The organism is Paraburkholderia kirstenboschensis, assembly GCF_032806925.1.
In the GTDB taxonomy this organism is placed as follows: Bacteria; Pseudomonadota; Gammaproteobacteria; order Burkholderiales; family Burkholderiaceae; genus Paraburkholderia; species Paraburkholderia kirstenboschensis.
Genome location: NZ_CP136511.1, coordinates 952,414 through 967,165, shown reverse-complemented (window position 1 = coordinate 967,165; position 14,752 = coordinate 952,414). Strand labels below are relative to the sequence as shown.

11 protein-coding genes and 3 pseudogenes are annotated in these 14,752 nt (G+C 60.6%); 12 read left to right on the top strand and 2 right to left on the bottom strand.

The genetic code is table 11. The features are described from left to right. Positions 1-230: 230 nt before the first annotated feature. The 4 genes and pseudogenes from RW095_RS04800 to RW095_RS04785 form a co-directional block, all read left to right on the top strand. Positions 231-335 (top strand): annotated as a pseudogene (locus tag RW095_RS04800) (fumarylacetoacetate hydrolase family protein); the annotation flags it as partial. A 32-nt stretch (positions 336-367) separates the two neighbouring features. Then, positions 368-1,078, top strand: a complete 711-nt coding sequence (locus tag RW095_RS04795; protein ID WP_317014852.1) for an HD domain-containing protein — start codon at positions 368-370, stop codon at positions 1,076-1,078. A 40-nt stretch (positions 1,079-1,118) separates the two neighbouring features. Beyond that, on the top strand, positions 1,119-2,564 hold the full coding sequence (locus RW095_RS04790; RefSeq protein WP_317014850.1) for a catalase: 1,446 nt from the start codon (positions 1,119-1,121) through the stop codon (positions 2,562-2,564). A gap of 77 nt (positions 2,565-2,641) precedes the next feature. After that, positions 2,642-3,304, top strand: a pseudogene (locus RW095_RS04785) (IS110 family transposase); the annotation flags it as partial. A gap of 438 nt (positions 3,305-3,742) precedes the next feature. On the opposite strand, the pseudogene RW095_RS04780 reads toward RW095_RS04785, so the two are convergent. After that, positions 3,743-4,111, bottom strand: a pseudogene (locus RW095_RS04780) (transposase); the annotation flags it as partial. A gap of 63 nt (positions 4,112-4,174) precedes the next feature. Next, entirely contained in the window at positions 4,175-4,885 is a 711-nt protein-coding gene (locus RW095_RS04775; protein WP_394365072.1) for an IS6 family transposase, read from the bottom strand. A 213-nt stretch (positions 4,886-5,098) separates the two neighbouring features. Between RW095_RS04775 and RW095_RS04770 the strand changes: the two genes are divergently transcribed. The 8 genes from RW095_RS04770 (at position 5,099) to RW095_RS04735 (ending at position 14,748) form a co-directional block, all read left to right on the top strand. Next, positions 5,099-5,752, top strand: a complete 654-nt coding sequence (locus RW095_RS04770; protein WP_317016736.1) for a hydrolase — start codon at positions 5,099-5,101, stop codon at positions 5,750-5,752. Between the two features lie 364 nt (positions 5,753-6,116). Then, positions 6,117-7,031 carry a 3-hydroxyacyl-CoA dehydrogenase gene (locus RW095_RS04765; RefSeq protein ID WP_317014847.1) on the top strand — a complete coding sequence of 305 codons (915 nt, stop codon included), beginning with the start codon at positions 6,117-6,119 and terminating at the stop codon, positions 7,029-7,031. Positions 7,032-7,052: 21 nt separating this feature from the next. Next, positions 7,053-8,006 carry a 3-hydroxyacyl-CoA dehydrogenase NAD-binding domain-containing protein gene (locus RW095_RS04760; protein ID WP_317014846.1) on the top strand — a complete coding sequence of 318 codons (954 nt, stop codon included), beginning with the start codon at positions 7,053-7,055 and terminating at the stop codon, positions 8,004-8,006. A gap of 312 nt (positions 8,007-8,318) precedes the next feature. Beyond that, positions 8,319-9,605: a CoA transferase gene (locus RW095_RS04755; RefSeq protein ID WP_317014844.1), complete on the top strand. Its 1,287-nt coding sequence runs from the start codon at positions 8,319-8,321 to the stop codon at positions 9,603-9,605. Positions 9,606-10,332: 727 nt separating this feature from the next. Further along, positions 10,333-10,464 carry a dodecin domain-containing protein gene (locus tag RW095_RS04750; RefSeq protein ID WP_394365071.1) on the top strand — a complete coding sequence of 44 codons (132 nt, stop codon included), beginning with the start codon at positions 10,333-10,335 and terminating at the stop codon, positions 10,462-10,464. Further along, positions 10,461-11,756: an NAD(P)/FAD-dependent oxidoreductase gene (locus RW095_RS04745; protein ID WP_317014843.1), complete on the top strand. Its 1,296-nt coding sequence runs from the start codon at positions 10,461-10,463 to the stop codon at positions 11,754-11,756. The genes RW095_RS04750 and RW095_RS04745 overlap by 4 nt, the downstream gene beginning before the upstream one ends. 183 nt (positions 11,757-11,939) lie before the next feature. Continuing rightward, positions 11,940-12,353, top strand: a complete 414-nt coding sequence (locus RW095_RS04740) for a MucR family transcriptional regulator (protein ID WP_317014841.1) — start codon at positions 11,940-11,942, stop codon at positions 12,351-12,353. Positions 12,354-13,062: 709 nt separating this feature from the next. Then, on the top strand, positions 13,063-14,748 hold the full coding sequence (locus RW095_RS04735) for a LuxR C-terminal-related transcriptional regulator (protein WP_317014840.1): 1,686 nt from the start codon (positions 13,063-13,065) through the stop codon (positions 14,746-14,748). Positions 14,749-14,752: the final 4 nt, after the last annotated feature.

The following is a 14,752-nucleotide window of genomic DNA, read 5'->3' as shown; positions in this document are numbered from 1 at the left end:
ACTGGCCGCCAAAGTTCACCCGTTCTGCAAACGTCACAGTCATGGCATGCCGGCTTACATGCCTTCGCATTTATTCACAACGTTTAACGCGCCATGATGCCGGTGTTTGATCATAGTGTCGTATAGAACGCCGTTCCAAAATTACTGAGTAAGCCTGATACATCATGGAATGAGCCAAGTGCGATCCCCAAGCTTTCCGGAGAACGGCGCAGCGCATGTTGGCGTTCGCGAAGGTGGTGTTCGATGTGGCTTCGTTGATCTTGATCATTAGCGAGGCTCACGCTGGAACGGTCGACGTCATAGTCAGTGGTACGCCATCCGGAATAGGCTACGCGTCCTCCGCACACAAATAAGCTAAGGAACCGAAATGACTAACACGATCATCGCCGGCATCAAGATACCGGACAGCGCAATCGCACGCGCAGCCACCCAACTGGTACGCGATACCGAAACCGACCTGCTGTATAACCACTCGCGGCGGGTTTTCCTGTTCGGCGCCCTCAGCGGCGAGCGCAAGGGCCTGAAGTACGACCCGGAACTGCTGTACCTCGGCGCCATGTTCCACGACATGGGCCTGATGCCGGCGTACAGCAGCGAAGGCTACCGTTTCGAAGTGGATGGCGCCAATGCCGCGCGTGATTTCATGACGCAGTACGGCATGAACGACTACGACATCGAACAGGTATGGTTGTCGATTGCGCTCCATACCACACCGGGCGTGCCTGAACATCTGAAGCCGGTCGTCGCGCTCGTGACCGCCGGGGTCGAGATGGACGTGCTCGGCATGGCCTACCACGAGTTCAGCGACGAACAACGGATTCAGGTGGTGGCAGCACATCCGCGTGAGGATACGTTCAAGAACGGCATCATCGATGCCTTCGCGCAAGGAACGATCAGGAAGCCCGAGACGACCTTCGGCAACGTCAAGGCGGACGTGCTCGAACTGCGTGATCCGGAGTACAAGCGCCTGAATTTCTGCCAGATCATCCTGGGTTCCGCATGGGACGACAGCAACGCCGGTCACGTTCACGATGCGGGCTGCGGTTGCAACATCGCAGCAACGGTGCAGGAAGACTGAACGAACATCGTCATCATATTGTGCAGATAGAGGATCTTTCATGAAAAAGCTGACTACCGTTTTCGGCGCACCTGTCGTCGACAACCAGAACATCAAGACCGCCGGTCCACGCGGACCGGCACTCCTCGAGGACGTATGGTTTCTCGAGAAACTGGCCCACTTCGATCGCGAAGTGATTCCTGAACGTCGCATGCACGCGAAAGGTTCTGGCGCGTTCGGCACCTTCACGGTGACGAACGACATGACGCAATACACGCGCGCCGCTATCTTTTCCGAGGTCGGCAAGAAGACCGAGATGTTCGCGCGCTTTTCGACCGTGGCGGGCGAGCGCGGCGCGGCGGACGCCGAGCGGGACATTCGCGGCTTCGCGTTGAAGTTCTATACCGAGGAAGGCAACTGGGATCTGGTGGGCAACAACACGCCGGTGTTCTTCCTGCGTGATCCACTCAAGTTCCCGGACCTGAACCACGCGATCAAGCGCGATCCGCGCACGGGCTTGCGCAGCGCGGAGAGCAACTGGGATTTCTGGACGCAGCTGCCGGAAGCGTTGCATCAAATCACAATCGTCATGAGCGATCGCGGTATTCCGAGGACGTTCCGCCACATGCACGGGTTCGGCAGCCACACCTTCAGTTTCATCAACGCCGCTCACGAACGCTTCTGGGTGAAGTTCCATTTTCGCTCGCAACAGGGGATCGAAAACCTGACTGACGCAGAAGCGGAAGCGGTCGTCGGCCGTGATCGCGAGACGCATCATCGCGACCTCTACGAAGCGATTGAACGCCAGGAGTTTCCGCGCTGGACCCTGTGTGTGCAGGTCATGCCGGAGAAGGAGGCGGGCAGCTATCCGATCAATCCGTTCGATCTGACGAAAGTCTGGCCGAAGCGCGACTACCCGTTGATCGAAGTCGGCGTAATGGAGTTGAACCGCAACGCAGACAACCATTTCGCCGACGTAGAGCAGGCCGCTTTTGCTCCCGCCAACGTGGTGCCCGGCATAAGTTTCTCGCCCGACAAGATGTTGCAAGGCCGGCTGTTCTCGTACGGAGACGCGCAACGCTATCGCCTGAGTGTCAACTACCATCAGGTTCCGGTGAATGCGCCGCGCGGAGCGAAGTACGTGCATAGCTACCATCGTGACGGTCTGATGCGCGCCGATGCCAATACGGGAGGCGCCACCCCCTATGAGCCGAATACGCGGGGTGAGTGGCAGGAGCAACCTGATTTTCGCGAACCGCCTTTGTCGATTGATGGCTCGGCGGATCACTGGAACCACCGTGTCGACGACGACTATTACTCGCAGCCAGGGGCGTTGTTCCGCCAGATGACGGCAGCGCAGCAGCAGACGCTGTTCGAAAACACGGCGCGAGCACTGAACGGCGTATCGAAGCCGGTCCAGCGATTGCATATCGAGCACTGCGCCCAAGCGGATCCTGCCTACGGCGCGGGCGTTGCCAAGGCAATCGACAAGCTTGAAGGGCAGTGAGATCCTATGTCTCAGGACATCTGCGGTCGAACTGAGTCATAAGATCAGCCGGTCGAACCTGCTACGAGGAGAGCATCATGCGCACGGATCAGACGTTCACGACGGGTAGTGAGGAACTGGTGCTGGCAGTATCACTCGAACTGGCCGCAGCAAGCTGGAAGGTCGCGCTGCACGATGGCGGGCGCGAGAAGCCCGCCGTGCACACGGTTGCGCGGCCACAGGCCGCCGCCCGCCTGCAGGCGGTGCTGGACCTGATCAAGGCGCACAAGGAGAAGTGGTCGCTGCCGGCGGGCGTGCGGACCGTCGTCAGCTACGAAGCCGGCCAGGACGCGTTCTGGATCTGTCGCGCGCTGCAGGCTCGCGGCATCGAGTGCTACGTCGTCGATCCGGCGAGCATTCCGGTCGAACGCCACCAGCGGCGCGCGAAGACCGACCGGCTCGATGTCATCAAACTGGTCACCAACCTGCGTGCGTGGCTGCGCGGCGAGCGCGACCGCATGCATGTGGTGCACGTGCCGTCGCCGCAGGACGAGGCGTCGCGCCAGCTGATGCGCGATCGCGGCGAACTGCAGAAGGAAGTCCAGCAGCATCGCGACCGGATGCGCAAACTGCTGGTCACGCTCGGCTGCTGGGATGAGGTCGATCACCAGGCCTTCGCCAGCCGGCTCGCCCGCGATGAGGTGCTGTGTCATGACGGCACGCCGCTGCCGCCCGAGCTGCGTGAGCGGCTGCTGCGCGAGTGATATAGCCGCAGCAATAACAAGAGATCTTCAGCGAATGTCTCAAATTCGTCCGATTGTGTTTGCAAGGACTTCCCCCGAAAGTCAAGATCGGGGTGAGATTGGTTGGCGCTGGCAAATGCGCGGCGCCAATGTTGCTGGTGGTCCAGTTGGTTGGGCGGTCATATCACTTCTCCGTTGTCAGTTAAGGCTCGCGCTTCGAAGCAATACCAGGAACAGACTGCGTCTTTGCAAACGGCCTTGTTGCCCGAGACGTATCGGGCGGGCCACGATATGAGCCGCACAGGAGAACCCTATTTGAAAACCGGCGAACAGGCGCGCGGTGATACGCCGCGTGCGATGATGATTCGCCAACAGAATCGGCGGGTTCTTCTCCCGTTCGGTCCGACCTCGTCTTGCTATCGCGTCGAGCAGTAGTTGAGTGTCAGGCTAGCCGGGTCATGCTGTAGCGGATGGTAACGGCGGATGCATGGGATGGCGTTGCCACGCGTTGGCGTCGTAATGTTCGTCCTTCGCGAGCATCGCCCACAACATCCGGGCATGCTTGTTGGCAATCGCAATCAGCGTCTTGTGATAGCCCTTGCGTTCGTGGATCTGTCGGATCCACCGTTGTAGCCGGCTTGCGTGCGTGGGGTCCGCACGCAACGCCGACTGCAACGTACTTCGGGCGCCCTGAACAAGCAGCGTGCGCAGATAGACGTTGCCGCGCAGGCTGATATGTCCCAGCCGGGTCTTGCCGCCTGAGCTGCGCTGCCGTGGTGTCAGGCCGAGCCAGGCGCCGAACTGCCGCCCGTTTCTGAAGACCTTCGCATCGGGGGTTCTGGTGCAAATAGGAAAGCAGGTTGAGACGTTTCCTATCGGAAGGATACCTTATCGAGCGGACAGGACTGCATTCCATACGGCGGGCGCGGTAGCCTTCTTGAGGCCGAGCTCCGTGAGATCGAACTGGCCCTTGCGAATGCGATGCGTCAATTCGATACCTGAAATTGTGGTCGCGGCGCTCCTGAACCGCTTGAATCCAAGCATCACGTTGGTTCTGGATTTGATGCGACGATGGTCCTGTTCGATCACGTTGTTCAGATATTTTGAGGACCGGACCTTCGTGTCTTCGGGCAGCAGACCATCGGCCTTCATCTCGCGCACCGCGCGGTGCGAGGCTGCATAGCCATCGAGCGTGATGGTCTCCGGCGACCGGCCCTGATGCCTGATAGCCTTGCTGCAAAAGGCTTTGGCCACGGCCACGTCGCGCCTCGCCCTGAGTATGAAGTCCACCGTCTGGCCAGCCCGATCCACCGCCCGGTACAGGTACACCCATTTGCCGCGAATCTTCAGGTAGGTCTCGTCGACGCGCCACGAGCGACCAGCTGGCGTAGCAAAGCGGTTCCAGCGTTTGACGAACTCGGGCGTATAACGTCTCACCCAGTGCAGGATCGTCGTGTGAGCCAGCGATAATCCCCGTTCGGCCATCATCTCCACCAGATCGCGCAGGCTGAGCTTGTAGCGCAGATACCAGCGAACGCACAGGATGATGATCTCCCGATCAAAATGGCGTCCACCGAACAACTCCTCCAGACTCTTCAGCTTGCTCATCGCGGGTCATCAGTTCGTTTTGCTCCGACAACTCTAACCGATTCGCCGACCCTATTTGCAACAGAGCCGGACTTCCCAAGGACTATCCCCCGCCTTGCGCTTGCCATCCCCCGACAAGGGGATTTTTTTATCGAACGTGCTATCGCAAGATACGTCCGGGCCGCGAGACGCCGCGTGTCCACTACTTCCAACCGAGAAACGATGATGCCCCAAGCTCAAGCCAAGCCCGGAAAGCTGCTGCTGTCCCCTTCCGATCACACGCTGATCCTCATCGACCACCAGTCGCAGATGGCCTTTGCCACGAAGTCGATCGACCCGGTCGTGCTGCGCAACAATGCCGCGCTGGTGGCGAAGGCGGCGAAGGAGTTCGCCGTTTCGACGATTGTCACAACCGTTGCCGCGAAGACGTTCTCCGGTCCGATCTTCAACGAGATCCGTTCGGTGTTTCCCGACGAGGCGATCATCGACCGCACCACGATGAACACCTGGGAAGACCCGCGCATCGCCGACCGCGTGAACGCCATCGGCAAGCCGCGCCTTGGGTTCGCGGGCCTGTGGACGAGCGTGTGCATCGTCGGTCCGGCGCTGTCCGCGCTCGACCAGGGTTTCGAAGTGTATGTGATCGCTGACGCGTGCGGCGACGTCACCGACGAAGCGCACGAGCGCGCGATGCAGCGAATGATCCAGGCAGGCGCACACCCGATGACCTCGCTGCAATATCTGCTCGAGTTGCAACGCGACTGGGCGCGCGGCGAGACCTACAACCAGACCGTTGCCACCGCGATCGAGCATGGCGGCGGCTATGGGCTCGGCCTGGTCTACGCGAAGACGATGTTCGGCGGCAGCGAGGCCCACTGATCCCCGGACGCGCCACACCCGCCATCTGAACCGCGGCAGGCGGCCCGGCGCAACGCTCGGGCCGCCTCCGGTTCCCGACCCGAACCCGACGAAGCAAAGACAGCACACCCATGAAGCTCTATCTGCTCTCTCTGGGAGCCGGCGCCCTCGTCGGCGTCATCTATAGCCCATGTAATAGCCGTCCTTGGCCCTGCCAACCAGCATCAAAAAATCTCGTGACTTCGGTATCGCAGGTAGTTCTTTGGCGCCGCCCGCTGGTCTTCCGATCCCTTCGCGATGATCGACGAGACCGCTACCCGGCGGTACACAGTCGCGCCCGACATTCAATCTCTCCTCCAATGGCAATGACCCGAAAGGACACACGATGACCCTGCCCCGAACCAGCGGAACGAATATTTCCCCGGACGCGACCCGCTCCGGCCGATTGTTTTTTCTCGAACTGAGCGGTGGCCGCATTCACTCGATCAATCCCGACGGATCCGACCTCAAGACGATCGTCACGGATTGCCGCCTCCCCGACGGCATCGTCGTGGACGTGGATGCCGGTCATATCTACTGGACCAACATGGGTTCGATCGGCCTCCATGACGGCTCGATTGAACGTGCCGACCTGGATGGCAAGAATCGCGTGGTCATCGTCCCGCAAGGTGTCACGCACACACCGAAGCAGATTCATCTCGACAAGGCAAATGGCAAGCTCTATTGGTGCGATCGAGAGGGCATGCGCGTGATGCGCGCCAACCTCGACGGCTCTCAAGTCGACACGCTGGTCGCGACCGGGCAGAGCGCCCAGGACCGTTTTGACCAGACCCGGTGGTGCGTCGGAATCACGATCGATCCGAAGCACAAGAAGCTCTACTGGACGCAGAAAGGTCCCGACAACGCCGGCCTGGGCCGCATCTTCCGCGCCAATATCGAGATCCCGCAGGGCGAAAGCCCGACAAACCGCTCCGACATCGAGGTGCTGTTCGACCGGCTGCCCGAGCCCATCGACCTTGAGCTCGACCTCACGAAGCGTGTCCTCTACTGGACCGACCGCGGCGATCCTCCGCGCGGCGACTCCGTCAATCGCACGCCGATCGACGGACCCGCGACGTCTGAAATCCTCGTTACGCACCTGATGGAGGGAATCGGCATCGCACTCGACGTTCCGGGAAATCGGATGTTCGTCACGGACCTGGGCGGCTCGGTCTACTCCGCCGATCTCGATGGAAAAAACCCGCGCAACTTCCTTTTCGCCCAAGGCAACCTCACCGGCATCGCCTATGCCGAACTCTGACCCACGCATTGGAGAAATGACATGACTGATACCAGGAGCCAGCCCATTCGCCGCATCGCCATCATCGGCACCGGCGTGATCGGTGCCAGCTGGACCGCGCTGTTTCTCGCCAAGGGGCTGAAGGTCGTTGCGACGGACATCGCCCCGAATGCCGAAGCCCAGCTCAGGGCGTTCGTGGAGGCCGCCTGGCCGGCGCTCACGAGATTGGGCCTGGCGCCCGGCGCGTCGCAAGCGAACCTGACGTTCACGCCCGTGCTTGCACAAGCACTCACGGATGTGGATCTGGTCCAGGAAAACGGCCCCGAGCGGCTCGAGTTCAAGCAGGATCTCTATCGGCAACTCGATGAGCTGCTGCCTCCCCACGTGATCATTGCATCGAGCACGTCGACGCTGCCCATGAGCAGCATCCAGGTGGGCGCCGTGCTGCATCCCGAGCGCTGCGTCGTCGGCCATCCGTTCAATCCGCCGCACCTGATTCCGCTGGTCGAGATCGTCGGCGGGACCAAGACCTCGGAAGAGACGATCAAGCGCGCCATGGAGTTCTATACGTCGATCGGGAAACAGGCGGTGCGCCTGAACAAGGAATTGCGGGGCCACGTCGCCAACCGTCTGCAGTTCGCGGTGGCGCGCGAGGTCTATTACCTGGTGTCAGAGGGTGTGCTGAGCGCCGCCGACGTCGACGCCGCCCTCTCCTGGGGGCCGGGCCTGCGCTGGGGCTTGATGGGCAACATGATGCTCAATCATCTCGGCGGCGGCCCGGGTGGCATCGAACACTTCTTCCATCAGTTCGCCGGCCCGATGACGGCTGGGTGGAAGGAACTGGGCTCGCCGGAGCTGACCCCGGAAGTACAGAAGAAGCTGATCGACGGCGTTCATGCCGAGGTCGGGTCGCGGTCCATCGAGGAACTGGAGGCAGAGCGCGATGAGCTGCTGCTCGGACTCATCGAGCTGCGCACCAAAGGAAAGGCGCGTTAAAGGTACGGATGCGGCCACGCCACGCGTGGCCGCGGCTCGCGTGAATTGATCGCGGGCAGTTGACACTCCCTTATCGAAGAAATTACCCAAATGACAGACTCGACCAATCTTCCAATCGAAAACGATCCGGATCGGCTCACTGGAATCATTCAATCGAATCTCGCGAATCCGGCACGGAACGCGGATATCGACCTGCACGGCGCGCTCAATGACGTACTCAAGGACGTAGGGCTATCGACGGCGGACAGCGGTGGCAAGATCACGTTCCACGGCCGGGATCCGATCATTCCCGCGCTTTTCCGGTTCGGCTCGTTGTCCGCGATCGCCCTGGCCGCGAAGGCCGTCGGCGTCGCTGCACTATGGCGACTGCGGACCGGCGAGGAACAGGACATCGAAGTGGACGTTCGTAAAGCGTTGCGGCGCTTCGCGGGGTTCTTCGATCTGAAATGGGAGACGATCAATGGACGTCCTCCAGCCCTCAAGATGGATACGAATCTCTTTCGCGAAACCCGCGACGGACGCCACGTCGTGCCCCTGAACATCTACCCAAAGCTGGCTGCCCGCGAACTCAGCCTGCTGCGGTGCGACTCCAGCCCGGAAGCCGTGCGCAACGCCATTCTGCAATGGCGCGCGGACGACCTGGAGAATGCGGCGGCGGAAGCCGGGATCGTCATCGCGAAGGTGCGCACTTTCGAGGAATTCAGCAAGGAGCTTCAGTACACGGAGGTCCTCTCGAGAATGTCGCTGATCAACGTGGAAAAGATCGGCGAAAGCGAGCCGATCCCTTTCACGAAAGAGGGCACCAGTCCGCTGGACGGCATTCGCGCACTTGGGACGGGTCACGTGATTGCCGGAGCGGCCATCGGGCGGGACCTCGCCTTGCACGGAGCCGATGTCCTCAACATCTGGCGGCCGTTCGACGACAGCGAGATCGAGGCGTTCGCGTGGGACACTCAGGTCGGGATGCGCTCGACGATTCTGGACTACTCGAAGGAGGATCGCGCGAAATTCGATCTTCTGCTGACGGATGCCGATGTCTTCTTCGCGAACAAGCGTCCGGGCTATCTGGAACGCCATGGTCTCGAGGCCGAGGAGCTCTGCGGCAGGAAGCCTGGATTGATCCATGCCAGTGTCCTGCTTCACGGTGCCAGCGGCCCCTGGAAGTATCGTCCGGGGTTCGATGAAATCGGCGCGGCCGTCTCGGGGCTGTTCGCCGTCGAAGGTACGCTCGTGCGTCCGAAATCGCCGCCGATCATCCCCATTGTCGACAACGTGGTGGGCTGGCTCGGCACGGTCGGCGTACTCGCGGCGCTGCGCCGGCGTGCGGTCGAGGGTGGCAGCTATCGGGTCACCGTTTCTCTGACCCGAACCGTGCTGTGGCTGTTCTCGCTCGGCATCTTCGACAGGGACTATGCCCGAGCGACCGCCGGATCTTCCGACGAGCACGCCTACGTCGCTCCCGATCTGTTCACGGCAGAGACCCCGCTGGGCACATATCAGGGCATGACCGACCAGGTCGTCCTGTCGAAGACTCCCGGGGCCTTCAGGACGGTGCTCGTGCCACGAGGCTCGAGCAAGCCCGAATGGCTGACGCGGTAAGGGTGCCCGACCCGCACGTTTGCGAAAGCAGCCAGGAGCGACGGCGCTACCGGTGATGTTGGTCAGCTTCCTGCAAGCAAAGGGCGGCACGCCGTCTCTGCCGTCTCCGATTGCGGTTGAAACGGTGAGGGTCGCCGCGCACCTATGGACAGCGTGCAAGGGATGAGAGCCGTTGGTTCGTCTTTTTGGCGACGTTTCTGCCGTGGCGGAAAATTCGATGGGCGATGAAAATCGGTTCTGCGCTTCGATGGGTGGACAGCTTGAGCTTGTAACTGAATCGACGACATCGAACGACTTGGTGTGCGGTTTGGCGGCGCATCGACCACTTTCAAGTACGTAGCACACGCAGGTAATCGAGTGATGCGCCCAGACAAGGGTGTCATCACCACCAGGTGGTAGGCCTGAGACCTGCGCCCGGTTTCTGACCTGCGCGGCCATGGGTTGTCCAACAGCATCCCGGATACGGTTGACAGGCCACCACAGCCTGCGATCGTTGACGATGAAGTGCGGGAGCTGAACGGCTCAAATTTGCAGAACGCCGTCCGTTATTGCGGACCGCGACGGATGCGAGGGCCTAGCCTTCAATGTCCATAAGTTGTTGACACACGTGCGCTCGCGCGATTGCGAAAGCAGCAAGCCGCGGCGTACGTCATGCGTGGATATCGTGGCACATCGCGATGCCGCGTAATCCGCCTAAAACCAAGGAGAACCTGATGTCGGAACACGTATACAAACCAAACAGATCGAACTCACCGGCTCGTCGGCGCAATCCAGCGACGACGCGGTGAGTGTGGCGCCAAGCAAAGCGGCCCGCCGGGCTATCGGGCGTTGTCCATCATCCGTTGAGTGTTTGCAATGAGAAAACCAACTCGTATCGTGATTGTAGGTGGGGGAATCGCTGGGATTCTACTTGCGACCAGGCTTGGCGACCGGTTGGGCAGGCCGGGTGAGGCTACCATCACTTTGATCGACCGCAGCCCGACGCATATATGGAAGCCGATGCTGCATACGATTGCGGCCGGTACGCGTGACGTGAACCAGCAGCGGGTAATTTATCTCGCGCACGCGCGCGACCACGGTTTCACATATCAACCGGGAGAGATGTGCGGACTGGACCGACAACTGCGCGAGGTGCAGCTTGACGCGATAAGGGCGCAGGACGGTAAGTTGGTGCTTGAGCCGCGAACGGTTCCATACGATGTGCTGGTGCTGTCGCTAGGCAGTCGCGCGAACGATTTTGGTGTGCCGGGTGTAAAGGAGCAATGCCATCTCATCGACAGCCAACAGCAAGCAGAGACGTTCAACGTCGCGTTGCGCGCGCGTGCTATTCGCAGCGTCGTCAAGGATGAGCAGTTGAGAGTGGCGATTGTCGGAGCCGGCGCGACCGGCGTCGAGTTATCGGCCGAGCTGAGCCGTCTTCTCGAGCTTGCTGGTAGCTATGGCGATACCACCATCAGGGACAGGCTGAGTCTGACTCTTCTTGAGAGCGGGCCGCGCGTGCTACCTGCCTTCCCTCAGGAGATTTCTGCGTCTAGCCAGCAACGGCTCGAAAACATCGGCTTTCGCGTATTGACCTCTACTGCGGTCACTTCGGCTGAACCAGGAGGTTTTCGGTACGGGGACGGGACTCTCGCCGAAGCGGATTTGATGGTATGGGCTGCCGGTGTCAAAGCGCCAGATTTCATGAACCGCCTCGCTGGTCTGGAGACCAACCGGGCAAACCAGATCGTGGTGTCGAGGACGCTTCAGGTCTTGCACGATGAGCAGATCTTCGCTCTCGGCGATTGTGCGAGCCTCACCCCGGAAGGTGCGCAGCGACCGCTTCCTCCTACCGCGCAGGTAGCCGCTCAGCAGGCGAATTATCTGGCCCGCCACCTGCCGGAATGGCTCTGCCAGAACAAGCCGTTTCCCGACTTTGTATTCCGGGATTTTGGATCGCTCGTGTCATTGAGCGACTATGACGCGTTCGGCACGCTAGGGCGCTTTGGCTTCTTTCCGGGTGGGCTCATTCGGGGGCACCTCGCCCAGTTCAGTCACGCGATGTTGTACCGGCGTCATCAGCAGGCGCTGCACGGGTTTCGCAAAGCGACACTGCTCTGGACGGCGGAACGGATCAACGGACTGGTTCAACCAAACATTCGCCTTGCCTGACAGGCTCATGTGCTTCGGGCGCCCGGCCACCGCCCACCAACGTGGAACTCGTTCAAGAGAAGTGAGTGCATGCCCGTGAGGGCATATACCGTCAGCGATCAACAATCCCTTGACCGTTTAGAAACTGCATTCTTCATTTGTAGAATGTGACGGAACGTTGCAACAGATAGGCGAACCCTCCTTGTGACAGCAAACACCGACCTGACAGAGTTGACCGCTGCGATTGTGGCGAGCTTTGTCTCCCACAACGCGTTGCCGGCAGATGAGCTGCCCGCGTTCATATCGAGCACGCATGCTGCCCTGGCTGCGCTGCGGGGTCATGTGAACACGCTTGCCGGTGAGCCGGGAGCGGCCGTACCAATCAGCGAGTCAGTGACGAACGATTTCCTCGTATGTCTGGAAGACGGTCACAAGCTGAGGTCCCTCAAGCGCTACCTGAAGCGGAAATATGGCATGTCTCCCGAGCAATACCGCGCCAAGTGGGGACTTCCCAAGGACTATCCGATGGTTGCGCCTGCGTATTCGGCGCTGCGCTCCTTGATAGCGAGGAGACGAATCCCCACGGTGGAACGGGTGTCGCAATTGGACAAGCAGTGATCCCGAGGATTGTTGACGACGGGGCCGCGCGTAAGTGTGACGCTCCATTAGCGGCCCTTGTCAGTGTCAATCAGTAGCCAACTCAACTGGCCTCTGAACGCCCCCGCCTTGCGCTAGCCGCCCTCGGCGCTTATTTCCCCGACTGGCTCTTCAGCATCGTTGGCGAGATCCTGCTGCCACGCGATCGTGCGCCTTCTCGCAAGGGATTTCGGCGCAGAAAAGTGGCTGTGGCCGCGTTCGCTAGCGACAGAACAGTGGCGTTTTATCAGAGAGGTGTGGCAGACAGGCTTGCCACGACGACGTCGCAGCAGCAACTCATTGCGAAAGCTCTCGCGGGTGGAACCGGAGGGGCGCACGCTTGAGGAGCAACTGGTCCTGATGAGAGCGCCTGGAGGCGGCTACCAGCGATTCGCCCGACATGCTCTCGCCACGCCGAGCACCGGCTCCGCCCGGCTCTGGCCGCTTGAGGCGGGTTTCACGGCATCTTCGTTTATAAAAATTGCAATCATCTGAACAGCTGTACAGATCAATACCGACCTGGCGGGCTCAGGAGCGCGTCACGCGTTGCGGTAATGCGGACTGGACCATTCATTACCCAATCAAGACCAAAAATTCACCCTTCTGGATGTCGAGCACCTTACCCTGACGGAAAGCGTGTGCGTCTCGCCCTGCTGGGGCGGGCAAGTTTGTTTTTCTTAGGGGTTTTGAGTTGAGTGACGCGACTATCACTAGGCGTATTTCGAAAGAACTGGTTTCATTCGAGCCTGTTTCGCCCGAAGACATTTATTACGACGATGCGGCCGGACCCGAGCCCGAGCGTGGCGCATTGCCGTCGTCTCCGGCGATGTATGGTGGCGGGTCCGGCAGAGCCCAGGAGGTGTTTCAGCTTGCACGAATAAGTCGCGTGTTGACGGATGTGAGCGTCAGCCGTCTGTCGTTAATGACGGCCCGCGCCTGGCAGGCGTTACTGCGTCTCGAATGCAAGGCGGCATTGGAGATCGTCGAGAAAATCGAAGTGTCGCTTAACGATCTGCCCTCTGTGGAGCGCGACGCGAGGCGCTGGGAGATCATGGCGTTGCGCGCTGCCAGCCTCGTCCTGCAGGACAATTGCGCTGCTGCACTAGCGCTTGCCTTGTCCACGATACGCTACTGTGGCCGCGAATCGATCGTCGCTATCGCACGGACCATCTGCCGGTACGCGTACTGGAAGCTCGGCGATTTCGAGCGCCTTCACGCGGTCGGGCAAAGCAATGCGGACGTCTTGCCGACGAGGCTGCATCGAGTCGCCAGGATGTTCGATCTGTCGTTGATGGCCGCAGTGGAGATGAATCAGTTGCGTTTTCCCGCGGCCCGTTTGCTGGCCGAAGACGCCATCAGTGAGTGCCGCAGCGTATACGGCGGCGATCTGTCGGTCGCGTCGTTCGCGGCTAGCATCGTCGGGCAGGTTCTCTACGAGCAAGGCATGGTTGACGAAGCTCAGACATGGCTGTCGCAGCGCCTTGCGCAGATTTGCAAGGGCGGGACCATCGAGAGCGCTGAGCGTGCCTATACAACGCTCGCGAAAATCGCCGCCTCACGCGGGCAGTTCGACTTTGCGCAGCTGATTCTGACGGAAGCCGAAGCGCTGGGGCAAAGGCGGAGCTGGCCACGCCTCGTGGCGGCATGCGTCGCAGGACGGATCGATCTGCTTCTCGAACAGGACGACAGATGCGGCGCAGAGGCGTGTCTTGCGCAGCTTGCTGCATTAGAGCAGGCGCATGGCGCAGCGGCCAGCCCAGGGGGCGCCGGAATTTCAGGTTACCGGGTATTGGCTCGCGCCCGTCTACGCGTGGCATGCGGCGCGACGCTCGACGATGTGTCGGCGCTGCGACAGTTGCATTGCGAAGCTGTGTGTCGGAATGAACTCTATCTCGCCGTGCAGGTGGCGGTGTGTTTGATCGATGCGCTTCTTGCCGTCGGGGAGCAGAAGGACGCCGTGTCTATTTTCTTGCGGACCCTGAAACTCGGGGCGACGGTAGGGCTTCATCAGACGTTTGTCGATAGCGGCCCTCGGGTCGGCGAACTGCTCGCGGTGCTGCAGCGGGGCGATCCCGCCGCGCAAGGCGAGGTTCGCGTACTGCTGCCGTATATTGGCAGTCTTCTGTCACGATGGCGTGCGGCTCGCAGCGTTGTAGCAAAACGTCCGATGACTGGCCAGCCTACCGTCGTGTTAAGCAGCCGGGAGCATAGTATTCTGGTCCTGATGAGTCAAGGCCTCTCGAACAAGCAGATCGCGGTCAATTTGCGCATCGCGCCTGAGACCGTCAAGTCTCATGCAAAGAAGATATTTGTAAAGCTCGCTGCGAAAAACCGCGTGGAAGCGGTCACCCGCGCCACCCAATTAGGCCTAATCTAGGTGT

Coding starts and splice junctions, on each gene's coding strand:
- RW095_RS04795 (WP_317014852.1), top strand. CDS start 368: ATGACTAACACGATCATCGCCGGCATCAAGATACCGGACAGCGCAATC.
- RW095_RS04790 (WP_317014850.1), top strand. CDS start 1,119: ATGAAAAAGCTGACTACCGTTTTCGGCGCACCTGTCGTCGACAACCAG.
- RW095_RS04770 (WP_317016736.1), top strand. CDS start 5,099: ATGCCCCAAGCTCAAGCCAAGCCCGGAAAGCTGCTGCTGTCCCCTTCC.
- RW095_RS04765 (WP_317014847.1), top strand. CDS start 6,117: ATGACCCTGCCCCGAACCAGCGGAACGAATATTTCCCCGGACGCGACC.
- RW095_RS04760 (WP_317014846.1), top strand. CDS start 7,053: ATGACTGATACCAGGAGCCAGCCCATTCGCCGCATCGCCATCATCGGC.
- RW095_RS04745 (WP_317014843.1), top strand. CDS start 10,461: ATGAGAAAACCAACTCGTATCGTGATTGTAGGTGGGGGAATCGCTGGG.